Below are 24,622 nucleotides of genomic sequence, written 5' to 3'. Positions count from 1 at the left end.
CTGGTCGGAGGCTGCCGGGAGCCTCCCGGGAGCGCTGAAGCTCGACCCGGAGGCCCTGGACTGCCGTGATGCCCGCCTCAGCGACGCTGCTCGGAGTGTTCCGGGAGAGCGGCCGCCTCGGCCCCCTCCCGGAGCGCCTCCGGCAACGCCGACGCCACGGTGGACCTGCACGCCTCCATCGAGGCGTGCAGCGCCTCGGCCGACGCCCCCGGCGGATCGAGCGGCGGGTGCACCACGACCCGCACGACGCCGGGCGCGGCGGCATAACGTCCCTTCGGCTGCAGCGCACCCGCGCCGTCGATGGTCACCGGCAGGACGCGCGCGCCCGCGGCCGAGGCGGTCCGGAACGCGCCCAGCCGGAAGGGCAGGAGCCGGCCCGTCGCGCTCCGCGTGCCCTCGGGGAAGAACACCGTCGACCACCGCTGCATCACGTTGCGCCGCGCCTCGCCGAGATCGGCGAGCGCGCCGCGGGCGCGCCGCCGGTCGACGGGGGTGTGGCCGTACAGGCGCATGCCCCAGCCCAGCACCGGCACACGGAACAGCGCGCGCTTCGCCAGGAACCGGAGCGGCGTGCGCCCCTGGAGCACCACCAGCAACGCGAGGATGTCGAGCGTGCTCTGGTGGTTCGCCGCGATCACGTACCGCTCGCCCGGCCGGGCGTGCTCGACGCCCTCGGCCTCGACGCGCACGCCGACCAGCCAGAGCGCCCCGCGCGCCCACACGACGGAGAGCCGATCGTGCATTTGCTGCCGGGGATCGAAGGGGAAGCAGAGCAGCCCGACGGGGAGCAGCACGACAAGGAACAGCATCGCCCAGGCGTGGGCGAGCGCCGTGCGGACGACCTCGACAGGGCCGGCCGGCGCCGGCCGCGCAGCCTCCGCCGTCACTTGGCGACCGGCGGGGCCTCCGGCCCGTCGAAGCGCGGGACGAAGCCCTCCACCGAGGCCAGCGTCTCCAGCAGCGTGACGTGGCGGAGGCGCGGGATCGCCACGATCGTCGGCCCGCCGAGGTCCTCCTCCGGGACCGCGATCGTCGCCGCCGCCGCGAGCTCCGCCACCGTCGCGCCCACGACCTGCGTCGTGCCGACGCTGCTCGGGTTCGTGCTCCGGACCTCGCGCGGCAGATCGGCCCAGTACGCCCGCGGGGGGCCCTGGAACGCCGCCTCGGCCGGGACGCGCGGCCAGAACGTCGGATCCGTCACGCCGAGCTCCTCGACGAGCGCCGCGCGCTCGGCGCGGACGCCGCGCGCAGCCCCCCCGTCACCCAGCGCGTCGAGCGCCTCGGCGTGACGCTCGAGCGCCGTCACAAGCAGCGTCCGGTTGCCCGACGCGCGGATGAGATCGAGCGTCTCCCGGCCGTACGCGGCGAGCTCGCCGGCCTGGCCGGCGTCGCTGGCATCGCCGGCGAGCAGCGCCCGCGCGTGCATCCGGCCGACCCGGCCGAGGCTCACGGCGTACGCGTCGCCCGTCCCCGCCGAGCCGATCTCGATCGCCCGGTCGTAGGCGGCGAGCGCCTCCCGCAGCAGGCCCTGCACGAAGTACACGTCGCCCAGGTACCCCTCCGCCCAGCCGCGCCCCATGCCGATGCCCAGCACGCCGCTCAGGTTGACCGCGTTCGCGATCAGCACGCGGGCCCGCGTGAGCTGGCCCATGTGGAACTGGTGCCGGCCCGCGTACATCGTCCCCATGTACAGGTAGAGCCCGCTCAGGCCGTGCTCCTCGGCGTACGAGAGCAGCTGCGCGGTCGACCGGACCCCGAGATCCCAGTCGAACCGGCCCTCCGCGAGCACCGCGTGGTAGAACCACGTGCCGAGCAGCCGCACCGGGTCGCGCAGGCGCTCGGCGAGGCGCGCGGCGTCCGCGGCGCTCTGCTCGGCCTCGGCGTAGAGGCCGGACTGGCTCAGCGCGACGCAGAGGATGCCGCGCGAGTGGCAGAGCTCGACGTACTCGCCCGCCGCCTCCGCGAGCTCACAGCCGCGGCGGAGCGGCTCGGTCGCCGGGCCCACCTTGCCGGCCGCGCACAGAGCGCGCCCGAGGATGTTCGCGGGCAGGCACTGGTACGGGCGCAGCTCCGGGCTCGCGCCGATCGCCTCGAGCGCCTTGCGGCTGTGCGCCACCGCGTCGGCGAACTCGCCCCGCACGTAGTGGACGCGCGACAGCGCGCTGGAGAGGGCCGCCGTGACGAGCGGCGTCCCCGGCAGCGCCCCCTGCGTGCGGCGCAGCAGATCGAGGGGCTCCGCCGTGCTGCCGAGCAGGCACGCCACGCGCGCGAGCTCGTGCGCGCAGCGGGCCCTGAGCTCGATCCGCGCCGGGTCGAGCGGCAGCCGCTCGAGCAGCGCGAGCGCCTGCTTCAGCCGCCGGCTGGCGCCGTGCGGATCCTGGAGCCGATCGGCCTCGCTCGCCGCGAGCAGGTACGTCGAGGCGGCGCGGTCGAGCTCGCCGGCGCGCTCGACGTGGTGCGCGAGCGTCCCCGGATCGCCGCCGCGCAGCTCGATGCGCCGCGCGATGCGCCCGTGGTAGTCGGGGCGCTCCTCGGCGGGCACGCGGGCGGCGAGCTGCTCGCGCGCCGCGTCGTGCGAGAACGACGTGAGGCCCCCGTCCTCGCTGAGGCAGACGTAGTGCGCCGCGGCGTCGCGCAGGGCGCTGTCGACCTCCGCCGGGTCGAAGAGCCCGAGCTCGACCAGATCGTCGCGCAGGAACTGGCGGCCGATGAGCGCGGCGACGCCGAGGACCTGGACCGCCGTGGGATCGAGCGCGTCGATGCTGCGCGAGAGGACGTCCGAGACCGACGCGGGCGCGAGGTAGCTCGCGTCGGCGCGGGAGATCTCGAGCGCGCCGCTCCGGCTGCGCTGCAGGAAGCCCTCGGTCTCCATGTTGCGGACGACCTGGATGTTGAAGAGCGGGTTGCCCGCGGCGAGCAGCGGGACGCGGCGCACGAGCTCCTGCACGAGGTCGTCCCCCGCGCCGCGGCCGAGCGCGGAGAGGAGCGCCCGGTTCGCGTCGGGCCGGAGCGGGCCGAGGTCGAGGCGCTCGACGTCCTTCCACGCGAGCCACCCCGCCGAGCGCGGCGTCATCGGCGACGAGCCCGGCGGGCCGCGCAGCGCGGACGAGCCCGGCGGGGGCAGCGACGAGCCGGGCGGAGGCATCGATGAGCCGCGAGCGAAGGGCGGCCGCGCCGTGCCGAGCAGCAGCACCGGCATCTCGCCGAGCTGATCCGAGAGGCGCAGCAGCACCTCCTGCGTCGCCTCGTCGGCCCAGTGCACGTCCTCGATCGCGAGGACGACCGGGATCTCCTCGGAGATCGCGCCGAGCAGCCGCAGGATCAGATCGGCGATCCAGCGCGTGCCGCCCGGGCCGATGGCGCCGCCCTCCTCCGCGAGCCCGACCGCGCGCGTCAGCTCCGGCACGAGCCCCTGGAGGAGGGCGGCGTCGTCGGCGATCACGAGGCTCACCAGCCGGCGGATGCGCGCCGCCCGGCTGTCGCCGTGCCGCTCGAGCCAGAGCGCGATCTGCGTCAGCGCCTCGCGGATCGCGGAGTAGGGCACGAGCCCGGAGAGCTCCCTGCACCGGCCGTACGCGACGATCGCCGTGCCCGCCTGCTCGGCGCTCCGGAGCAGCTCGGCGACGAGGCGGCTCTTGCCGACGCCGGTGTCGCCGACCACCACGGCCGGCCGCGGCTCGCCGCGCACCGCGCCCTGGAGGAGCTCGATGAGCCGCCCGAGCTCCTGCTCGCGGCCGACGAACGGCGCGTCGTGTGCGTCGTCGAAGGTCTCCGGCGCGGCGGCGTCGCGCTCGGGCGCTCCCGCATCCGCCCCGGCCGGCGGCGGCGAGGTGCCGTGGAGCGTGACGTAATAGAGCTCCTTGAGCCGCGCGCAGAGCCGGGCCGCGCTGGAGAAGCGCCGCGCCGGGTCGCGCTCCAGGAGCTCCTCGACCAGCGCGACGACGGGCGCCGGCGTCTCGGGCGCCGCGTGGGCGAGCGGCACGAGCGTGCCGTAGACCTTCTGGTTGATGACGCTGTTGACGGTGCCGTCCGAGAACGGGAGCCGGCCGGCGAGCAGCTCGTAGAGCATGACGCCGACCGCGTAGAGGTCCATCCGCGGGCTCGGGCGCCCGAGCGCGCCGCGCTTCAGGCACTCGGGCGCCAGGTACGCGATGGTGCCCGCGTTGACGCGGGCGTGCTCGGGCTGGAAGCTCACGGTGAGCGTCGCCAGGCCGAAATCGAGGATCTTGAGCCGGGGCTCGTAGGGATCGGTGAGGACGATGTTGCTCGGCTTGAGGTCGAGGTGGAGCACGTTGAGCGCGTGGCAGTGCGCGAGCGCCTCGGCCACGCGGCGCGCGATGCGCAGGGCCTCGATCGTGTCGAGCGAGCCCATCCGTGCGAGGTACCGGTCGAGCGTCTCGCCCTGCACGAGCTCCATCGCGAGGTAGAGGCCCACGCCGTCCAGGACACCGTACGAGGAGAGCTTGACGAGCGAGGGGTGGCGCAGGCGGAGCAGCGCCTCGATCTCGTTCTGCTGGGCGAAGAGCTGCCCGGCGTTCTGGGCGCTCACATCCTTGAAGATCTTGATGGCGGCGTCGTTGCCGGCCCCGTCACGGCCGCGGAACACGGCGCCGAAGCCGCCCTCGCCGAGGCGCTCGGCGATCGTGTACTCGCCGATCCTGGCGCCGCGCTCGATCAAGGGATCGCCGACCATCGCTCCTGCCCTTCCGAGTACCCCGTCATCGTTCGCCGACGCACCATGATACTCCGGACGAGCGCCGCGACAGCGCGCAATGGCCCGGCCGCCTGCCGGAGGCACGCCGCCCCGACGGCTTGCCGCATCGCGGCTGTCTGGCCAAGAAACCTGCCTGCAACGTCGGGCGGCGAACCGGGCGCTGAGCTCGACCATCGCGCGCCGCGCTGCGCCCGAAAAGGTGAGCCCGCACCCAGAACTGCGCGGCGGCGGGCCCGGATTCGGCGCCTGAAATGACGACGGCGGCGACCCCCAGGAGGGGACCGCCGCCGCGTCCGCGCTCAGGCCGCGTCGGGGATCAGGTCCCGCCGCTGGCCGAACCGCTCGCCGAGCCGCTGACGCTCGCGCTCGCCTTGATGTTGATGTCGATCGAGGCCGACGCGCTGGCCGACGCGTCGACCGCGGCCGCGACGCAGGCGACCGCCTTGCCGCCGGCCTTGAGCGCCACGTCCTTCACCTCGACGCCGGCCTTGCCGACGCCGGACACGGCCGCCGCCAGCTTCTTGCCGGAGCCGAGCTGCACCTTGGCGATCGCCGGGAGCGACGTCCGGAGCGCGGCGACGAGCTTCTGCGCGTCGGCGTTCACCTTGCCGTTCGCCACGATGCGGACGTTCGGCGCATCGCACTTCGCCTCGCCGGCGGTCTTCGCCGTGCACTGCACCTGGCAGCTCGGGTCGACGCTCGGGGGCTTGAACTCGCCCGAGCACTTCGGCTCCTTGATCTCGGCGCTGCAGCCGCCGGAGCACGAGCCGGAGCACTTCGCCGCGGCCTTGACCTCGCAGGAGCCGGAGCAGGTGCCCTCGCAGGTGCCCGAGCAAGACCCCTCGGCCTTGGCGTCGCACTTGCCCTCGCAGGTGCCGGCGCACGCCGCGCCCTTCGAGTCCTTGCCGTCGCACTTGCCGTCGCACTTGCCGCCGCAGGTGCCCTTGAAGCCCACCTCGCACTTGCCCGAGCAGCTCGCGCTGCACGTGCCGGTGCACGCCGCGCCGGCCTCGACGCTGCACTTGCCCTTGCACTCGGCGTCGCACTTGCCGCTGATCTCGCCGCCCTCACAGCTCGCCTCGAGCTTGCCGGGCTGCACCGGCGAGCCGCACTCGCCGAGGCACTTCTGCATGGCGGTGATGTCGGCGTAGCACTTCGGGGGGTCGATCTGGACGGTGATCTTCGCGTCGGCGTTCGCCTTCACGGCGGCGCTGACCTTCGCGGAGACCGCGCCGCAGACCTTCTCGGCGCCCTTGCCGCCGCTCGGGTCGGCCTTGAGCTCCGCCTCGCTCATGCCGAGGTCCTTGCCGAGCTTGCCGCAGGAGGCGATGAGGTCCGCCTCCATGCTGGCGGTGAGCTTGTCGAGCGACGCAGCCGCGTCGAGGAAGCCCTTGATCTTGCCCTCGACCTCGGCGCCGCCGTCGAACTTGAGGTTCGCGATGCCGCCGTTCTTCAGCTCGTCGCAGCCGCTCGCGGCCGACGCCAGGTCACCGGCGGGGCCGGGCAGGCTGTCCGCACCGGGGAGCCCCTTGCCGCCGCAGTTCACGAGGAGAGGCGAGGCCAGGCCGAGAAGGGCCACGGGCATCGCAAACAACTTCCATCGATTGACGCTCATCTCAGAAACCCTCCGGCACCTCGATGGGTACCCCATGGAGCGCGGACCCTACACCAGCAGCCGCGACCTTGAAAGCTGGGACAGTCGCGATCCTGCGCGACAGTCGCTCACGATGCCGAGCAGCCCCGCACCGCGGGCTCCAGCGACGGACGGCCCTCATTGCCCCAAGTCAGGATGGCTGTAAAGAATCAAGCTGAGCTCATCGCGCGGGGATGGCGGTCTGCATCGCAGGTGGCGCGCGGGGTTCCACATATATAATCGCGCGAGGCGTTTTACTTGGCGCGCACGGCATTTCGCCCGCGGCGCTCCACGCGCGGCGCGCGCACGGCATTTCGCCCGCGGCGCTCCACGCGCGGCGCGCGCGCCGTCCCTCGCCCGCCGCGCCGTCCCTCGCCCGCAGCGCCCTCTCGGGCGTCGCTTACTCCTCGTCCTCGTCGAAGGGGAGGTTCAGCTGGGCGAGCGGGCGCGCGCCGACCGAGGGCCCGCCCTGCTTCTTGAAGAGCAGCTGCTCGCGCGCGATGTCGGCCTCGATGAGGTCCTGGTTGTCGTACGCGAACGCGAGCGCGTCGAGCACGCGCGCGGGCCCGAGGTTCGGGTAGCGCTTGAGCAGCGTCTCCACCGACGCGCCGCCGCGGTGCCACGCCCAGAGCCGCCGGACCGGGACGCGCGAGCCGAGGACGTGGGGGCTCCCGGCGAGCACCTGGCTATCGCATCGCACGTGAGGGTGGGGGACGCGGATTCGCGGGAGCACCGGCGCGGCCATCGCGCGGAGGAGCCTAGTACCGGTCGCGATCGGATGGAAGGGCGCCGCGAGCCGGCGGGCACGCTCGGCGCGGCGCCGGGCTGTGTGGGCGCGCGGGCGCGGCGCTCCGCCCGCACGCCCGCGGTCGTCCCCGCGTGGCGCGATCTCCGGCATCTTCATCGCGTCGTCCTCGCATCGTCCTCGCATCGTTCCGCCCGCGCCCGCGGGCGCGATCCGGACTACCCTACGCCGCGGAGGCGCGCGAGCATCGTGCCCGTCGCCGTCACCGACCGGAGCTCACCCACCATGACCCAAGCCGAGAAGAACCCGCTTCGCGAAGGGATGCCCGAGGAGCGCACCGCCTCGCCGGCCGCGCTCGTGATCTTTGGCGCCTCGGGCGACCTGACCCGGCGCAAGCTGCTGCCCGCGGTCTACAACCTGACGCTCAGCCGGCTCCTCACCGGCGGCTTCGCCGTCGTCGGCGTGGCGCGGCGCCCGAAGCCGGATTTCGCGAAGGAGATGCGCGAGGCCGTCGGGAAGCACTCGCGGCGCCCGCTCGAGGAGGCCACCTGGAGCGAGCTCGAGAAGGGCATCAGCTACGTCCAGGGGTCGTTCGACGAGGCCGAGACGTACACCCGGCTCGCCGCGGAGCTCGAGCGGCTCGACGCCGAGCGCGGCACCCGCAAGAACCGGGTCTTCTACCTGGCCGTCGCGCCCGACCAGTTCGCGCCCATCGTGCGCGGCCTGCGCGCGGCGAACCTCGTCGCGCCGCCGTCGCACGAGAAGGACGCGCCGTTCCAGCACGTCGTCGTCGAGAAGCCGTTCGGCGAGGACCTGGAGAGCGCCCGCACCCTCAACCGCGACCTGCTCGCCCACCTCGCGGAGTCGCAGATCTACCGGATCGACCACTACCTCGGGAAGGAGACCGTCCAGAACCTCCTCGTCCTGCGGTTCGGCAACACGATCTTCGAGCCGCTCTGGTCGCGCCAGCACGTCGACCACGTGCAGATCACCGTGGCCGAGGAGATCGGCGTCGAGGGCCGCGGCAAGTTCTACGAGAAGGTCGGCATCACGCGGGACATCGTGCAGAACCACGCGCTCCAGCTGCTCACGCTGGTCGCGATGGAGCCGCCGTCGTCGTGGGACGCGGACGCGGTGCGCGACGAGAAGGTGAAGGTGCTCCGCTCGCTCCGGCCGATCGAGGGCCCGGACGCGCTGTCGTCGACGGTGCGCGGGCAGTACGGGCCCGGCATGGTGCGCGGCGAGAAGGTGCCCGGCTACACGGAGGAGCCCGACGTCGCGAAGGACTCGACGACGGAGACCTACGTCGCGATGAAGCTCCACCTGGACAGCTGGCGCTGGGGCGGGGTGCCGTTCTACCTGCGCGCCGGCAAGCGGCTGGCGAAGCGGGTGGCCGAGGTGGTGCTGCACTTCAAGCCGCTCCCGCACGGCCTGTTCAAGGGCGCCCCCGGCGCGACCGAGGAGCCGAACGCGCTCGTGATGCGCCTCCAGCCCGACGAGGGCATCTCCCTCCGCTTCGCGGCGAAGATCCCGGGCGGCGGCATCGCGATCCGCGGCGTCACGATGGATTTCCGGTACGGCGCCGCGTTCGGCTCCAGCACGCCCGAGGCGTACGAGCGGCTCCTGCTCGACGCGCTGCGCGGCGACGCCACGCTGTTCACGCGCGCCGACGAGGTCGAGGCGCAGTGGGGCTTCGTCGATCCGATCTTCGAGGGGTGGCGGACCCAGAGCGCGCCGATCGCGCGCTACGCCGCGGGCAGCTGGGGCCCGACGGAGGCCGACGCCCTCGTGGAGCCGTCGTCTTCTGACGATGCGCGCGCGGTGTGCGGGGCGGGCGACGGGGGGAAGGCCCCGGAGCGGGCGTGGAGGCGGCCGTGAGCGCGGGCCGCGTCGCCGAGGTCATCAAGCGGGTCGAGTCCGAGCTCGCCGAGTTCTGGTCGGCGCCCGACGAGTCGCGGGCGGAGCCGGCCCCGAAGACGCGCGCGTCGACCCTCAATTTCGTGGCGGTGGGGAGCCGCGCCGAGGTCGAGCGACTGAAGGAGCAGGCGGAGGACCTCGCGGAGACGCACGCGGGCCGCACCCTGCTCATCACGCTCGACGACCGGCTCGACCCGGCGAACGTCCAGGCCGACTGGTCGGCCACGTGCCGCCGCGCGGGCGAGGTGCCGATCTGCTACGACCGCGTGGAGATCACGTTCGGGGTGGCCGCGGCCGAGCGCGTCGCTTCGGTCGTGAGCGCGCTCACGATCTCCGACGTGGCGGTGATCGTCGAGCTCGCGCCCGGCGCGCCGAACGTGCTCGGCGACGCGCTCGCGCCGATCTGCAATCGGCTGGTGTTCGACTCGGCCGAGACGTGCATCGAGCGCATCGCGGAGGTCGCGCGCGGGACGAGGGCGCCGCTCGCGGACCGGGCGTTCGTGCGGACGTTCTCGTTCCGCGAGCTCGTGGCCCGGTTCTTCGACGACATGCCGGAGGCGTGCCGGGCGATCCGGCGGGTGGAGATCGCGCGCAGCGCGGGGGCGAAGCCGGATCCGGCGGCGCTGTTCCTCGGCTGGATGGGCTCGCGGCTCGGCTGGACGTTCGAGTCGCGGGGGCCCGCGCAGTCCGGCGGCGGCGTGGTCGGCCGCGCCCGAGGCGCGGACGGGGCGCCGATCGAGATCGCGCTCGTCGACGGGCCGCCGGCGGACGCGCAGGCGTGGCGGCGGCTCGACGGCGTGCGCCTGTGGACGTCGCTGCGCGGCGAGCCGCTGACGCTCGGCTGCGTGCGACTCGACAAGGCGCCCGGCACGGTGCGGTGGACCATGGAGGGGGCGCGGTCGGCAGAGCACCTGCACCCGCTCGGCTACCGGGACGAGACGTGGGTGCTGGCGAAGACGATCGACTCGCTGGAGGGCGATCGGCTGCTGCGCGAGGCGGTGCTCGCCGCGGCGAAGTGGAGCGCCCTTTGACGAGGGCCGACAGGAGGACCGAGATGAACGGTGGTGAGGAGACCCTCGTCGCGGCGGACGCTGCGGAGCTGGCGCGGCTCGGGGCGGAGCTCATCGCGCGCGCGATCGCGGCGGCGGTCGACGCGCGCGGCGTCGCGCGCGTCGCGCTGTCGGGCGGGAGCACGCCGTCGGAGGCGTACCAGCGGCTCGCGGCGCTCTCGCTCCCGTGGGCCCAGACCGAGTGGTTCTGGGTGGACGAGCGCGCGGTCGCGCCCGATCACCCCCGCTCGAACTACGGCGCCGCGCGCCGGGATCTGGCGGCGGCCCCCATCCCGGAGGAGCGCTTCTTCCGCATGGAGGGCGAGTCGCCGGACCTCGCCGGGGCAGCAGCTGGGTACGAGCGGCTCCTGCGGGCGCGGTTCGGGGTCGCGTCGGCTGTCTCGTTCGACGTGCTGACGCTGGGGATAGGCGACGACGCGCACACGGCCTCGCTGTTCCCTGGGACGGGGGCGGCGGGCATCGAGGACCGCCTGGTCGCCGCGATCCCGGCGCAGCCGGACAAGGGGCTGGAGCCGCGGCTCACGCTGACGGCGCCGGTGATCCAGGAGGCGCGGCTGAAGCTGCTCCTGGCCCGCGGGGCGGGAAAGCGCGGGGTCGTGGCGCAGGCGAAGCTGTCCGGTCCGGTCGACGAGGTGCCGGCGCGGGTCGTGCGCGGCGGGCCCGGGCGGCTCGTCTGGCTGCTCGACGCCGCCGCGGCGCAGGCCGGGTAGCGAGCGGCCGAGCCGGTGCAGCGCGGCGCGTCCTGCGCGTTCCAGCGCCGCGCGTTCGGGTGATGTTCCTATGGGGCGACCCTCGGCTGCGCGGCCGGCGGGAGGTCTTGAGGGGCGCTCCACCGCCTATTGCCGAGCGATCGAATCCGCGAGCTCGAACACTCCGACCTGCTTCAGCAGAGCGAAGAGCCTGACCTTCGTCTTCTCCGAAGCGTCCTTATGCTCGGCGACGAACCTCTCCTGGGTGTCGGCGATGATGCGATCGATCTCTTCGGCGCTGAATCCCTGCGCGGCGAGCACCTTGCGCTCGAACCCGCGGTTCAGGTCGACGCCCAGAAAATCGTCGAGGTAACCGGGCAACATCGCGCGGAACGCCACCTGCGTCTCCAGGGGGAGCCGAGCCCAGCTCGACTTCAGGAGCTTCGCAAAATACTTGGAGTGCCGCCCTTCATCGAGGACGTGGTCGCCCATCACCCGCGCGAACGACCTCGCGACCTCCTTCTCCTTGCCCAGGCTCGCGATCTCGGCGGTGAGCACGTTTTCGGCGAGCGTCACCGCGAGGAGCTGGAAGTCCATCCTCATGCTCTCGGGCAAGCTCGCGCTGGCGCGCGCCGCCGCGTCGAGCTTCCAGTTCGACTCGGGTACCTGCAGCGGCTCGACGCCAATCTTCTGCTTCATCTGGACGATGTAATCGAGCGCCACGTAGGCGTGGTAGCCCTCGTCGATGATCACCGTGAGCGCCTGTAGTTTGTCGACATCGCCGGCGCCCTTGATGTGGTTGTGGAGAATATTCAGGCTGCAGTCGATGACGAACTTCGTCTCGAGCAGCCCGACCCCGTAGAGGAACTGATACGCGGCCTGGGCCAGGATGTACGACTGCACTGTACTGCCGCGCGATGCGACCAGCGGGTGATCGCAAACGATGCTGCGCGCCGTGGGGTAGAGCAGCTCCCCGCTGGAGCGCTCAGGGATCAGGATCCGTGGGGTGTAGCGCACCGTCGCCTTCTCATACCACGACGCTACGGTGTCGCCTTCCGGCGCGCTGGCCTCGACGTGTTGCATATCGCTCCTCTATCACCTCGACGCTGACATCCCGACTCCGGGGCGAACGACCAACAGGGTCTACGAGGTTCGGGGCATCGGGTACCACGAGGTCAAGCCCACCGCAAGTGACGACGTGCATCATCAATCTGGGCGAACCGCCATCGCCCGATCGTTGCTGGATGTGACCTTCAGCAATGTCGGACATCCGTCTGTGAAAGTTTATGCAAGTTCCGACTGGCCTGCTGGCCGGCCGACTGGCCTGCTGGCCGGCCGACTGGCCCGCCACTAGGCCGCGGAGCGAAGATGGCAAGGACGCGGCATCGCTCGCCGATCAAATTGAGTTGATCGAGGACAGGCCCGTGATATGGATTGCCAGCCGTCCTGACATGCCATCCTCATTGTCTTGATGCGCGTCCGCGGCGCGGTCGGCAGGGCCGGTGTACCGGCGCGCGATCGCTGCCTCAAGGCGCTGGAGGCATGCATCAGAAGACGAGCGAATCTCCAGGCGGAGGTGGAAACCGATGCTTGCGAGATGAGGAAGGTCTTCCGAACGGACGCCGTATGGCGCGGTAAACCCTTTCCGTGACGAGGCGCGCGGTGGCTTGTAGAACCCTGATCATCGACAACTTCGATTCATTCACGTACAACCTGTTCCAGTACATGGGGGAGGTCTGCGGCGAAGAGCCGACCGTTGTGCTGAATACGGAAGATTTCGCGGCGCTCGACCTCGCGCGGTACGACTGTGTGATCGTCTCTCCCGGGCCAGGGACGCCTGCGCGTCCGGTGGACGTGGGAATAAGCGTCAAGGCCATCTTGAACGCGCAGGTGCCGTTGCTGGGCGTCTGCCTCGGCCATCAGTGCATGGCGTACATCCATGGTATGGAAGTAGCGCATGCTCCGGCGCCGATGCACGGACGGGTGAGCGCGATCCACCACGATAATGAGGGAGTATTCGAGGGGCTGCCTCGGGAGCTGAGCGTGGTCCGCTATCACTCCCTCGTCGTCCGCGAGCTGAAGGACCCCTTCGTTATCACGGCGTGGGACCAGGATGGAATGATACACGGCATCCGGCACAAGACGCGCGCGCTGTATGGGATTCAGTTCCATCCTGAGTCGATCTGTACGGAGGCCGGTATGGATTTGCTGCGTAACTTCCGGGACATCGCGATGTCTCACAAGGCGCGCCGCTCGGTGCAGAACAACCATCTCGTGGCCTGACGGGGGTAGTCGTGACGTCCTTTCGCATCCACCATAGAAAAATCGGCTATTTCCCTGAAACTGTCGATCTGTTTCGGACCGAGTTCCTTCGCTCGAAGAGCGCGTTCCTCCTGGAGAGCAGCGTGACCCGGTCAGGCTTCGCGCGGTTCTCGTTCATGGGCGACGCCGACGGTCCCCTCGGCGAGACCGTCACGTACGACACGACGACGCGAGAGGCCACGGTCGTCCGGGGAGGGGACAGCCGTGCCGTCAAGGTGGAGAGCGTTTTCGACCTCCTGAGGTCGAAGCTTGCGCAGAGCAGGGTCGAGGTCCCGCAAGGATTGCCCTTCGACTTCAACCTCGGCTACGTCGGATTCCTCGGCTACGAGCTCAAGGCGGAGACCATCGGCTCGGCCGCGCATCGCTCGCCAACGCACGACGCGGCGTTCATCTTCGCGACCCGGGTCGTGGCTTTCGATCACGCCGAGAGGACCTGCTACCTCCTGCACCTCGTCACGGACGACGAGACCGGACGCGCCGCCGAGGCGTGGTTCGACACCGTGGAGGCGCGGATGAGGCGCGAGGCCGAGTCGCCGAGAGCAGCGCCGCCGTCCGCCCGCGTGTCGAAGAGGATGTCGCTGGCGGAGGTCGAGCGGTGGATCGCCGACAGCGCCGTGATGCGCTTCGGCAAAGAGGCATACATCCGGAAGATCCGCGAGTCGCTCGTCGAGATCGTGAACGGGGAGAGCTACGAGGTCTGCCTGACGAACCTGATCGACTTCTCGTTCGAGGAGCCGCCGTTCGAGCTGTACTGCGTCATGAGGAGCCTCACGCCCGCGCCTCACGCCGGCTACTTCCGCGTCGGCGACTTCCACCTCGTGAGCTCCTCGCCCGAGCGGTTCCTCAGCGTCGACAGGAACGGGCGGGCCGAGGCGAAGCCGATCAAGGGGACCCGGCCTCGAGGCCGCACCGAGGACGAGGATCGCAAGCAGGCGGAGGAACTCAGGGCGAACGAGAAAGATCGCGCCGAGAACCTCATGATCGTCGATCTCTTACGGAACGATCTCGGCCAGGTGTGCACCATCGGCTCGGTCCACGTACCGAAGCTCTTCGACATCGAAACCTACTCGCACGTTCATCAGCTGGTCTCGACCATCCGCGGCCAGCTCAAGGCGGGGGTCTCGGCGGTCGAGTGTGTCCGCGCGGTCTTCCCCGGCGGCTCGATGACCGGAGCCCCGAAGAAGCGCACCATGGAGATCATCGACCGGCTGGAGGAGGGCCCGCGCGGCGTCTATTCGGGGGCCTTCGGGTGGTTCGGGCTCTCCGGCGCGTGCGATCTCAACATCGTCATCCGCTCGGTCCCGATCGACCGAGGGCACGCGTGGATCGGCGTCGGCGGCGCGATCACGGCCCTGTCGGACCCAAACGAAGAATTTACCGAGACGATCGTGAAGGCGCGCGGCGTGGTGGAGGCCGTCGAGCAGCTGCGGAGGTCTCGACAGTGAGGAGCGAGGCGTCCATGGCGAACAGCGCGAACGCAGCTTCGGCCCGGTGCGTGGTCGTGGGAGCGAAGGGCTCGATCGGAGCGTTCCTTGCGACGAGGCTCTCCGGCGAGGGCCTCGACGTCACCGGCATCGACATCTCCGATGCGGCTCCCACCCTCCCGGCGACTGCATTCCACGCCGACGACATCACCCGCCCGAGCGATCGCACGTGCGCCGCGTTGTCGCAGGCGCGCACGGTGGTGCTCGCTCTGTCGCAGGGCGTGCTCGAGAGAGCTCTCCCGCAGATCCTGCCGCACTTGCGCCCGGACTGCCTCATCGTGGAGACGCTGTCGATCAAGACACCATTTCGCGACCTCCTCGACCAGCATCGGCCAGCTCAACCGGTGCTCGGGATCAACCCGATGTTCTCGGGCGATCTCGACCCCAAAGGCCGACCCGTCGCAGCCGTGGTTCACCGGAGCGGCGCGGCGATCTCCGGGTTCTTGTCTCTCCTGGAGCGGTGGCAGTTGAAGGTGGTCATCATCGAGCCGCACGAGCACGATCGGACGATGGCGACCCTGCAGTCGATGTGCCACGCAGCCATCCTGTCTTTCGGGAGGGCGCTGTGTCAGGCCGGGGTCTCTGCGTCGTCCATCGCCGCCCTCGCGCCGCCGCCGTTTCGTGTCCTCCTGTCCCTCGTCGCGCGCATGACGCAGAACCACCCCGACGTCTACTGGGAGATACAGTCCGCGAACCCTTACGCCGGAGAGGCGCGCGAGAGATTGCAGGCCTCACTTCGAGCGCTGGACGCCGAGGTGTCCGCAGGAGAGCGGGAGCGATTCCATCACGAGCTCCACCAGCTCAAGGCGGATCTCATCGAGCAAGACCCCCGCCTCCTGCAGACCTGCCGTCGGATCTTCCAGATCGTCGATGTTTGACGTACCGCCGCGCGCGAGGCGCGCGCATTACCAGGGGATAGCCGAGAACATGACACTTGACGGCTTCAGGGACCAGATCGACCGCATCGATGACGAGCTCGTCGACCTCCTCGGGCGCAGGCTGAACATCGTGCGGGAGGTCGCTCTCGCCAAGAAGGTGAGCGCTACGCCCGTCATGCAGCCCGCCCGCGTCATCGAGGTGAAGCGCCGCTGCAGGGAGCGGGGGAGCCACCATCAGCTCCGAGGCGAGTTCATCGAAACCATTTATCAAGCGATCATCGATGAGGCGTGCCGCATCGAGGATGACCTCCTGAGAGGCTGAACATGGCTGACGCAAAATTCGAGGCGATGAAGGCCGCGAGCATCCTGACCGACAACCTCCAGCGGGACTACCGGTACCGGGAGCGGACCCTCAGCCTCACGGCAAACGAGAACTACCCGAGCGCGCTCGTGCGCTTCACGTCGAGCGCGACCGCCGGCGCCTTCTATCATGTCTCGTTCCCCTTCGACGTGCCGCCAGGGGAGTGGTATTTCCCCGAATCCGGCCAGATGAACGAGCTCGCCGACATGGTCCGCGGGCTCGGGAGATCGCTCGTCAAATCCGAGACGTTCGACTGGCGACCGAACGGCGGTTCTCCCGCGGAGCAGGCGCTGATGCTGGCCGCCTGCAAGCGCGGCGACGGCATGGTCCATTTCGCGCACAGGGATGGTGGCCATTTCGCCCTGGAGGCCCTGGCGTCGAAGGCGGGCATCGAGATCTTCCATCTCCCGGTGGACCCGAGGTCGCTCCTCATCGACGTCGCGCGGCTCGACGACATGGTGCGAAAGAACCCTCGCATCAAGATCGTCATCCTCGATCAGTCCTTCAAGCTGCGCTGGCAGCCGCTCGACAAGATCCGAGCCGTCCTGCCCGACTCATGCACATTGACGTACGACATGAGCCATGATGGCGGGCTCATCATGGGCGGGGTCTTCGACTCGCCGCTGCGGTGCGGCGCGGACGTGGTGCACGGCAACACGCACAAGACCGTCCCCGGTCCGCAGAAGGGCTATATTGGATTTCGATCCAGCGGCCACCCGTTGCTAGCAGAGACCTCCATCTGGCTGTGTCCGCACCTTCAGAGCAACTGCCACGCCGAGCTGCTCCCGCCGCTGTGGGTGGCGCTCAAGGAGATGGAGGTGTTTGGCCGTGAGTATGCGCAGCAGGTCGTCAAGAACGCGAAGGCGCTGGCTCGGCACCTGTACGACCTCGGCTTCGACGTCTCTGGGGAGGAGTTCGGCTTCACCGAGATGCACCAGGTCCATTTCGCCGTGGGAACCCCGGACAAGGCGCTCAACCTCTGCATGAACACGCTCCATCAGGGCGGGATCCGCTCGACCAACATCGAGATCCCCGGCAAACCCGGGGTGCACGGCATCCGTATGGGCGTCCAGGCGATGACCCGCCGTAACCTCGTCGAGAAGGACTTCCAGACGGTGGCCGGGTTCATCGGTGATCTCTACTTCAAGAAGATAGAGCCTGCCATGGTCGCGGCGCGTGTCGAGGAGTTCCTCCGAGGCTTCCCGCTCGCGCCCCTCAAGTACTCGTTCGACCAGGGGCTCGACCAGGAGTTGTTGACCTCTTTGTGCCGTGGAGCTCTCAAGTGACCGCCGCTCGACCTATCGCGTTCATCGAACAGCCGATCCTTCGCGCGTCGGAGGAGATGACGCTCGGCCAGATGGTCGGCAGCGTCCTCCTCGAGCACGGCATCGAAGATCTGTTCTGCATTCCCGGCGACTTCACGATGCAGCTGTCGCGCGAACTCGAGCGCACGAGCGGGCTGCGGCTCCGGACGATGTCGCACGAATACGGCACGACGCTCGCCGCGCTGGGCTATGCGGTCGCGCGGCGCGTCCCGGGCGCGCTGTGCTTCACCTACGGCGTGGGGGTCCTCAACGCCACGAACGCCATCGCGCAGGCCTATGTGGAGCGAGTCCCCTTGATCGTGGTGTCCGGCGGTCCCGGCAAGCGCGAGCGGGAAGCCGAGATCTTCCTTCACCATCAGGTCACGGATCATGACGCGCAGTACCGGATCATGCGCGAGGTGACCGCACATCAGGCGCGGATCCACGATCCGCACGTGGCCGCGGAGCAGATCCGTGACGCCCTCCGCGTCGCCCTCGAGGCGTCCCGCCCGGTCTACGTCGAGATCCCTCGGGACCTCTACCTCACGAAGGTCCGTCATGTCCCGAGGAAGGCGCCGGCACCGCCGACGCCGGGGCGCTTCTCCGCGGACGCGTTCAGCGCCGCGCGCCACGCGCTCGATCTGCTGCGCGGGGCCTCGAGGCCGGTGTTCGTGCCGGGGCTCGAGCTCAAGCGCTTTCGGCTGGAGGGGCCGGCCGAGCGGATCGTCGATGCGCTCGGGCTGCCTTGGGTGGCGACGCCCATGTCTCAAGGGACGCTCGACCCTGCCCACCCGAACTACCGAGGTGTCTTCGCTGGTCCGGCATCGCCCGACCTCGCCACCCGTACCCTGGTCGAGGGGTGCGATCTGCTCTTCCTCGTCGGCGAGCCGAACTCGGACGTCAATATGGGCGTCGCGGGGAACGTCCCCGTGGGGCGGCTCGTTCACGCCTACGACGGTCGTGTCCGGGTTGGCCGGAAGATCTTTGCGGCGACCACGATGGAGTTCGTCTCCGCACTGGCGGAGGTCGCCGCGCCTCAGCAGCCCGGGCTGCCCCGCTCTCTCGAGGCCGGCGACGCGCCGTCGAGCTCCGAGAGGGACGTCCGCGAGGAGCCCGACAGCGAGCCGCTGACCCCGTTCACGGTCACCCAGGAGCTCGATCGGTATTTCGCGGCGGAGCCGGACGCGGTCCTCGTCGTGGACTGCGGCGACTCGTTCTTCATGTCGCTCAGCATGCGCCCCGCCGACGTCCTCACGTCGTCGCTCTACATGAGCATGGGGATCGCTGTGCCGGGAGCGATCGGCTATCAGCTCGGCAGCGGCAAGCGCCCCATCGTCCTCGTCGGCGATGGCGCGTTCCACATGACAGGGCTCGAGCTCATGCACGCGAAGCGATTCGGGGTGAGTCCGATCGTCATCGTGCTGAACAACCGCAGGTGGACGTCGCTCTCGACGGACGAGAGCGATCACGCGCTGATCCGGCAGGAGCACCTCGAGTTCTCGAGGTTCGCTCACTATATCAACGTCAAGTCGTTCACCGCGAGGACCGGCGCCGATCTCCGCCAGCAGCTCGCGCAGGCGCTCGATCTGGACGAGCCGATCCTCATCGACGCGGTGATCGACCCCTCGATGCGTTCGTACCTGTGCGAGCGCTTCTTCCATGGGATCAAGCAGCAGCAGCACCTGCCCAAGCAGTGAGCCTGGCCAAGGAGCGGAAGAATGTCTCAGGTTGCCCGCGTACTACCGCTTTCCCCAGCCCAGCAGCCGATCTGGCTGGGCCACCAGCTCGATCCCGATAGCGCAGCGTACAACGTCGCGAGCGTCATCGTCGTCGAGGGGAGGCTCGACCATTCTAGCCTCTTGCGCGCCCTCGCCAGGGCCGTGAACGAGGCAGACGTGCTGCGCGCTCGGTTTCGAGAGAACGAGGGGGACGAACAAGGCGCTCCGGTCCAGGTGATCGAGCCCGAGCTCGCCTTCGACTGCCCCCTGATCGACCTGAGCGCGCACCCCTCGCCGGAGGCGGAGGCCAGGGCCTGGATGGAGCGGGATCTCACCGCCCGGATCGACCTTGGCAGCGGTCGCCTGTTCTCGACGCGCCACTTCCAGTTCGGCGCGCGCTGCTCGTGGTGGTACTTCAAATCGCATCACATCGCGCTCGACGGCTTCGCGATGTCGATGTTCTTCAAGCGCGTGGCCGAGCTCTACTCGTGCCTCGCCGGCGGTAAGGAGATCTCGCCGACGCCGTTCGGTCCTCTCGCTGCCCTCATCGAGAGCGAGCAGGCGTATCAGGGATCGGACGCGCACCGGAGGGACCGGGCGTACTGGCGTGACAAGTGCGCCCGGGGGACCGACGTCGCGAGCTTCACCGGCGAGGTCGCGCTGCCGTCGAGGAGCTTCCTGCGGTGCGACGCCCGCATACCGCAGCAGACGGTGGCGAGGCTGCAGCGCATGGCCGAGGGAGCATCCGCCCACTGGGTTCCGGTGCTCATCGCTGCCTTCGGCGTGTTCCTGAGCCGGGTGAGCGGCCGGCAGCAGGTCGTGCTCGGGATCCCCTTCCTCAATCGCCTCGGCTCGGTCGCGACGAGGATTCCTTCGACCATGGCGAACGTGCTTCCGTTGCACGTCCGGATCCGGCCGGATGATACGGTGCGCGGCGTCCTCGCCAGCGTGTCAGGCGAGCTCTCGCAGATGCGCCTCCACCAGCGGTATCGGGCGGAGGATGTCCGCCGCGATTGCCACCTCCTCGGGGAGGATCGCCGCCTGACGGGGCCTCAGATCAACGTCGACCTCTTCACGTCTGACCTGGACTTTGGCGGGCAGCGGGGAGCGCCGCAGATGCTGAGCGCAGGGCCGGCCGATGATCTGTCGTTCCTGGTCCAGCCCGGGGCCGGAGACGACGGATTGCGCCTGATCGGCATGGCCAATCCGGCGCTCTACCGCGAGGAGGAGCTGCGCCTCAACGTCGCCCGCTTCCTGGAGTTCCTCGAGCGGTTCTCCGATGGCGTCGACACGCCGGTGGGCCGCCTGGACGCGTTCACCTCGGAAGAGCGCCGCTTCTTCTTCGCGCCGCAGCGGGCGGCCAGCGCCGCGCGATCGCCGGGCGGCGTGGAGACCGGGACACTGATCGGCGCGTTCGAGCAGCGAGCGCTCGAGGCGCCGGAGGCCGTCGCGCTCACCTTGGGCGATGAGCACATCACCTATGCGGAGCTCGACGCCCGCGCGAACCGGCTAGCGAGCGCGATGGCCGGCGCCGCCGACTTCGTCGGCAACCCGCGGGTCGCCCTGCTGATCGAGCGGTCTGTCGAGACGATCGTCGCCATCCTCGCGACGTTCAAGGTCGGCGCCGCCTACGTGCCGATCGACCCTGACGCGCCCTCCGGACGCATCGACGCGATCCTGGCCGACACGCGGCCTGTCCTCCTCCTGGCCGACGCCGGCAACGTGCGCAAGGTGGGATCGTCGCCCTTCAAGACGCTGGTCATAGAGCCGGACAAGCTCGCGTCGGCGCGGCCAGCGACTGCCGCTCTCACGCCGTGGAGGCGTGCGGCGGGGAGCCCGTCCGCCGACGACCTGGCCTACATCATCTATACGTCCGGCTCTACCGGCAAGCCCAAGGGCGTCAAGATCACGCATCACAACGTCGTACGGCTGTTCAAGACCACCGATCGGTGGTTCGAGTACCGGCGTGACGACGTCTGGACGCAGTGCTTCTCCTACGTCTTCGACGCGTCGGTCTGGGAGATCTGGGGAGCGCTGCTGCACGGAGCGCGGCTCGTCATGGTCCCGCCGGAGATCGCGCGCGCCCCCGAGGCGTTGCTCGAGCTCATCGTCAAGGAGAAGGTGACGGTGTTTGGACAGATCCCGTCGGCGTTCTACCGTCTCATGGAAGCCGAGGAGGATCGCCCGGAGCTCGCGTCGCAGCTCAGCCTCCGATATCAATGCTTCGGTGGCGAGGCCCTGGATCTCGGTCGCCTCAAGCCCTGGTTCAGGCGCCACGAGGAGGGCAAGCCGAAGCTCCTGAACATGTACGGCATCACCGAGACGACCATCAATGTGACGTATCAGTTCGTCACGAGGTCGCAGGTCCTGGCCGAGAGCGGGAGCCTCATCGGCAGGGCGTACGACGATCTGCGCGTCATGGTGCTCGACGACGCGCTGCGCCCCGTGCCGGTTGGCGGCTACGGTGAGATGTACGTCGCCGGCGAGGGGCTCGCGCCAGGGTACCTGAACCGACCCGAGCTCGACGCTGTCAGGTTCGTCGCCGACCCCTATGGCCCTCCTGGAACACGCATGTACCGAAGCGGCGATGTCGCGGTCTTGCACGAGGACGGCTTGCTCGAGTACGTGGGCCGGAGCGATCAGCAGGTGAAGGTGCGGGGCTATCGGATCGAGCTCGGCGAGATCGAGTCGCATTTGCGCGACCACCCGTCCATCTCGGACGCGGTCGCGTCCGTGCAAGTCGACGCGTTCGGCGATCCGAAGCTGGTGGCGCACGTGGTTCCGGCCACGGACGCCGCGTCGCCGCGCGCGGTCGACGCAGAATCGATTCGGGACTACCTGCGCGAGCGGCTGCCGCCCTACATGGTTCCGCACGCCATCGGGGTCCTCGCCGCGCTGCCGTTCAATCAGAACGGGAAGGTCGATCGGCGAGCGCTCCCCGAGATCAAGGTCACCTCGGAGCGTCGCGTGGAGCCCGCTCGTGACGCCCTCGACGAGCGCGTCATCGAGGGCTGGAGCGCCCACCTCGGGGTCGAGCGGATCGGCATCGACGACAACTTCTTCGAGCTCGGAGGCGACTCGATCAAGGCGATCCGCGTGTGCCGCGCGCTGGGTATGCCGGTGATGGCCCTCTTCAAGGATCCCACGCCGCGTGCTTGCGCGGACTTTCTCCGCGCGGGCGGAGGCGCCGCCGAGCAGAAGCAGGGGAGCCTCCTCCACGCCTTCGGTCGCGGAGCCGGCGACGCCGGCGTCAACCTGCTGTGCGTGCCCTTCGCCGGGGGCAACGCGCTCGCGTTCAGGCAGCTCGTCGAGAGCCTCCCCGGATCCGTCGCGTGCTGGTCGGTCAACCTGCCCGGTCATGATCCGACACAGCCCGGCGAGGAGCTCCTGAGCATCGAGGCGGTCGCCGACGGGGTCGTGAGAGAGGTCATGGCGAGCATCAAGGGCCCGATCGCCGTCTACGGGCATTGCGCCGGAAACGCCATCGCCCTGGCCATCGCGAGCAAGCTGGAGAGCGCCGGCGCCGAGCTCGTGGAGCTCGTGATCGGCGCGATGCTGCCGGATGACGACCCCCAGGCGGTCCTGTCCGGCGTATCCGGACGGACGGGGCGCGACATCATCACGTTCCTGCGCAGCCTCGGTGGGTTCAAGGACGTGCTGGACGATGAGACCCTCGCTGCCATCGCCGACATGACGAAGCACGACTCGATGGAGACGGCGACGTTCTTCGCCGCGAGGGCGAGCTCGCCGCAGCGCCTCGCGGCGCCGATCCACGCCGTCGTCGGCGATAGCGATCCGCTGACCGAGGGCTATCAGACCCGGTACCTCGATTGGAGAGCGTTCTCCGAGCAGGTGAGCCTGTCCGTCATCGAGGGAGGTGGTCACTATTTCGTGACGGATCGCGCCGCCGCGCTGGCGGAGATCCTGGAGAGGCGGCTCCTCGCCCATGCCACGTCGAGAGGCGGTCGCGCGTCGCGCAAGCTGCGGCCGTTCTATAATCCCTTCGACGAGGCCGACGGCTCGTTCTGGCTGCTCGCCAACGAGAAAGGCCAGCGCTCGCTGTGGCCGCAGTTCGCCGAGATACCTGCCGGCTGGCGCGTCGAGCTCGGCCCCGCGTCGCGGGAGGCCTGTATGGGGGCTCTCGCGCCTCGAGGAGGGCTGTCGTGAGCGATGCATTCGAGTTTCCGAGGTGGCCCGAGTCGTTCGCTGCGGCCTACCGCGCCAAGGGATACTGGACCGGCGAGACGCTCGGCGGAATGCTGAGGAGGGTTGCGCGAAGCGTGCCGGACCGCGTGGCCGTCACGGACGGGCCGGTGAACCTCACATACGCGGAGCTCGACGCGAGGGTGGACCGGCTGGCCGACGGGTTGGCGGCGCTGGGGCTCTCGCCAGGCGATCGCGTCGTCGTCCAGCTCCCCAACACCGTCCAGTTCGTCGAGGTGATCTTCGCGCTCTTCCGGCTGGGAGCGATCCCCGTCTTCGCCCTCCCGTCGGATCGGATCTCGGAGATCACCCATATCTTCCAGATATCCGGCGCAAAGGCCTATGTGATCCGGGACAAGGCGCTCGGCTTCGATTACCGGAAGATCGCCGAGAAGGTCGTCTCGCGGATCCCCCGGGTCGAGCGGGTCATCGTGGTCGGAGACCCAGGGGCGTTCGTTCCTTTCGAAACCCTCTATGGGCGTCCGAACGAGCGGCCGGAGCGGGCAGGCAGCGACCCCGCGCTCGTCACGCTCTCTGGCGGCAGTACCGCCCTGCCGAAGCTCATCGCGCGCACCCACGACGACTACCTGTACAGCGTGAGGGCGAGCGCCGAGATCTGCGGGCTCACGCCCGAGAGCGTCTTTCTGTGCGCCCTCCCGGCCGGTCACAATTTCACCCTGAGCTCGCCGGGCATCCTGGGAACGCTCTGCGCGGGGGGCAGGGTCGTCATGACGATCGATCCGAGCGGAGCGACCGCGTTCTCCATCATCGAGCGAGAGAAGGTCACGTTCGCGGCCCTCGTCCCGAGCCTCGCGCTGGCCTGGCTCCACGCCGAGCGGACGTGCGATCTGTCGAGCCTGCGATTCCTCCAGGTGGGCGGCGCCAAGCTCGGCGCGGAGATGGCTGCTCGCCTGCAATCCTCGCTCGGGTGTCGGCTGCAGCAGGTCTACGGCATGTCCGAGGGGCTCGTCTGCTACACGCGGCTCGATGACCCCTCGGAGAGGGTGCTGAACACGCAGGGGCGGCCCATCTCCGTGGACGACGAGCTGCGCATCGTCGACCAGGACGATCAGCCGGTCCCGAACGGCATTCCGGGCGAGCTCCTCGTGCGTGGGCCCTACACGATCCGCGGCTACCTCAACGCCGAGGAGCACAACGCGCGGGCCTTCACGGCCGACGGCTTCTATCGAACCGGCGATATCGTGGCGCGGCGGGACGACGGCTACCTCGTCGTCGCCGGGCGCTCGAAGGACCAGGTGAACCGCGGCGGCGAGAAGATCGCGGCGGAGGAGGTCGAGGGGCACCTCCTCGCCCACCCGCGCGTACGGGAGGCGGCGATCGTCTCGATACCGGACGTTTACCTTGGCGAAGCGTCGTGTGCGTTCGTCGTCGCAGACCCGGAGGGCGAGCTGACCGCCGCACAGATAAGGGCCTTCGTGCGCGGGCGCGGCGTCGCGGCGTACAAGGTGCCCGACCAGGTCCGCTTCGTGCCGTCGCTGCCGAAGACGACCGTCGGGAAGATCGACAGGAAGCAACTTAGGAAGCAGCACGGCGGCTCTGCCGATGCGTTGCCTTGAGGACGAT

Annotated in this window: 16 protein-coding genes; 11 read left to right on the top strand and 5 right to left on the bottom strand. The window is 69.9% G+C overall.

The genetic code is table 11. The features are described 5' to 3' along the window. Positions 1-77: 77 nt before the first annotated feature. The 4 genes from WMF14_RS24455 to WMF14_RS24440 form a co-directional block, all read right to left on the bottom strand. Positions 78-887 (bottom strand): lysophospholipid acyltransferase family protein, encoded by an 810-nt coding sequence (locus tag WMF14_RS24455; protein ID WP_437804087.1) that lies wholly within the window; start codon positions 885-887, stop codon positions 78-80. Beyond that, entirely contained in the window at positions 884-4,693 is a 3,810-nt protein-coding gene (locus tag WMF14_RS24450; RefSeq protein WP_437804085.1) for a serine/threonine-protein kinase, read from the bottom strand. Before WMF14_RS24450 ends, WMF14_RS24455 begins: the two co-directional genes overlap by 4 nt. A gap of 337 nt (positions 4,694-5,030) precedes the next feature. Further along, positions 5,031-6,299 carry a hypothetical protein gene (locus WMF14_RS24445; RefSeq protein WP_437804083.1) on the bottom strand — a complete coding sequence of 423 codons (1,269 nt, stop codon included), beginning with the start codon at positions 6,297-6,299 and terminating at the stop codon, positions 5,031-5,033. 448 nt (positions 6,300-6,747) lie between these two features. Further along, positions 6,748-7,029, bottom strand: a complete 282-nt coding sequence (locus WMF14_RS24440; protein WP_437804081.1) for a DUF433 domain-containing protein — start codon at positions 7,027-7,029, stop codon at positions 6,748-6,750. Between the two features lie 348 nt (positions 7,030-7,377). On the opposite strand from WMF14_RS24440, the gene zwf reads away from it, so the two are divergent. Genes zwf through pgl form a run of 3 tightly spaced genes read left to right on the top strand, consistent with a single transcriptional unit; the run spans position 7,378 to position 10,789 of the window. Then, positions 7,378-8,970, top strand: coding sequence for a glucose-6-phosphate dehydrogenase (gene zwf / locus WMF14_RS24435; protein WP_437804080.1), 1,593 nt, complete (start codon positions 7,378-7,380; stop codon positions 8,968-8,970). Then, positions 8,967-10,040 (top strand): glucose-6-phosphate dehydrogenase assembly protein OpcA, encoded by a 1,074-nt coding sequence (locus WMF14_RS24430; protein WP_437804078.1) that lies wholly within the window; start codon positions 8,967-8,969, stop codon positions 10,038-10,040. Before zwf ends, WMF14_RS24430 begins: the two co-directional genes overlap by 4 nt. A 23-nt stretch (positions 10,041-10,063) precedes the next feature. Then, positions 10,064-10,789, top strand: a complete 726-nt coding sequence (gene pgl, locus WMF14_RS24425; protein WP_437804076.1) for a 6-phosphogluconolactonase — start codon at positions 10,064-10,066, stop codon at positions 10,787-10,789. A gap of 126 nt (positions 10,790-10,915) precedes the next feature. Here the strand turns inward: pgl and WMF14_RS24420 are convergent, their stop codons facing one another. Next, on the bottom strand, positions 10,916-11,851 hold the full coding sequence (locus WMF14_RS24420; RefSeq protein ID WP_437804074.1) for a diiron oxygenase: 936 nt from the start codon (positions 11,849-11,851) through the stop codon (positions 10,916-10,918). Between the two features lie 579 nt (positions 11,852-12,430). Between WMF14_RS24420 and WMF14_RS24415 the strand changes: the two genes are divergently transcribed. Genes WMF14_RS24415 through WMF14_RS24380 form a run of 8 tightly spaced genes read left to right on the top strand, consistent with a single transcriptional unit; the run spans position 12,431 to position 24,615 of the window. Then, entirely contained in the window at positions 12,431-13,051 is a 621-nt protein-coding gene (locus tag WMF14_RS24415) for an anthranilate synthase component II (RefSeq protein WP_437804072.1), read from the top strand. An 11-nt stretch (positions 13,052-13,062) separates the two neighbouring features. Continuing rightward, positions 13,063-14,535 (top strand): aminodeoxychorismate synthase component I, encoded by a 1,473-nt coding sequence (gene pabB, locus WMF14_RS24410; protein ID WP_437804071.1) that lies wholly within the window; start codon positions 13,063-13,065, stop codon positions 14,533-14,535. A gap of 14 nt (positions 14,536-14,549) precedes the next feature. Beyond that, positions 14,550-15,452 (top strand): prephenate dehydrogenase dimerization domain-containing protein, encoded by a 903-nt coding sequence (locus WMF14_RS24405; RefSeq protein WP_437804069.1) that lies wholly within the window; start codon positions 14,550-14,552, stop codon positions 15,450-15,452. Positions 15,453-15,501: 49 nt separating this feature from the next. Beyond that, positions 15,502-15,774, top strand: a complete 273-nt coding sequence (locus WMF14_RS24400) for a chorismate mutase (RefSeq protein ID WP_437804067.1) — start codon at positions 15,502-15,504, stop codon at positions 15,772-15,774. A gap of 2 nt (positions 15,775-15,776) precedes the next feature. Beyond that, entirely contained in the window at positions 15,777-17,099 is a 1,323-nt protein-coding gene (locus tag WMF14_RS24395) for a hypothetical protein (RefSeq protein WP_437804065.1), read from the top strand. Further along, the gene (locus tag WMF14_RS24390) at positions 17,096-18,814 is read left to right on the top strand and encodes a thiamine pyrophosphate-binding protein (protein WP_437804063.1); all 1,719 of its coding nucleotides are present in this window, start codon (positions 17,096-17,098) and stop codon (positions 18,812-18,814) included. The genes WMF14_RS24395 and WMF14_RS24390 overlap by 4 nt, the downstream gene beginning before the upstream one ends. Positions 18,815-18,835: 21 nt before the next feature. Further along, on the top strand, positions 18,836-23,002 hold the full coding sequence (locus WMF14_RS24385) for an amino acid adenylation domain-containing protein (protein WP_437804061.1): 4,167 nt from the start codon (positions 18,836-18,838) through the stop codon (positions 23,000-23,002). Continuing rightward, a complete protein-coding gene (locus WMF14_RS24380; protein ID WP_437804059.1) occupies positions 22,999-24,615 on the top strand; it encodes a (2,3-dihydroxybenzoyl)adenylate synthase in 1,617 nt (538 codons plus the stop codon). Before WMF14_RS24385 ends, WMF14_RS24380 begins: the two co-directional genes overlap by 4 nt. Positions 24,616-24,622: the final 7 nt, after the last annotated feature.

The sequence above is a fragment of the Sorangium sp. So ce693 genome, assembly GCF_051521375.1.
GTDB classification, from domain to species: Bacteria; Myxococcota_A; Polyangia; order Polyangiales; family Polyangiaceae; genus Sorangium; species Sorangium atrum.
The sequence above is the reverse complement of the archived record's forward strand: the minus strand, read 5'-3'. Positions and strand labels throughout refer to the sequence as shown.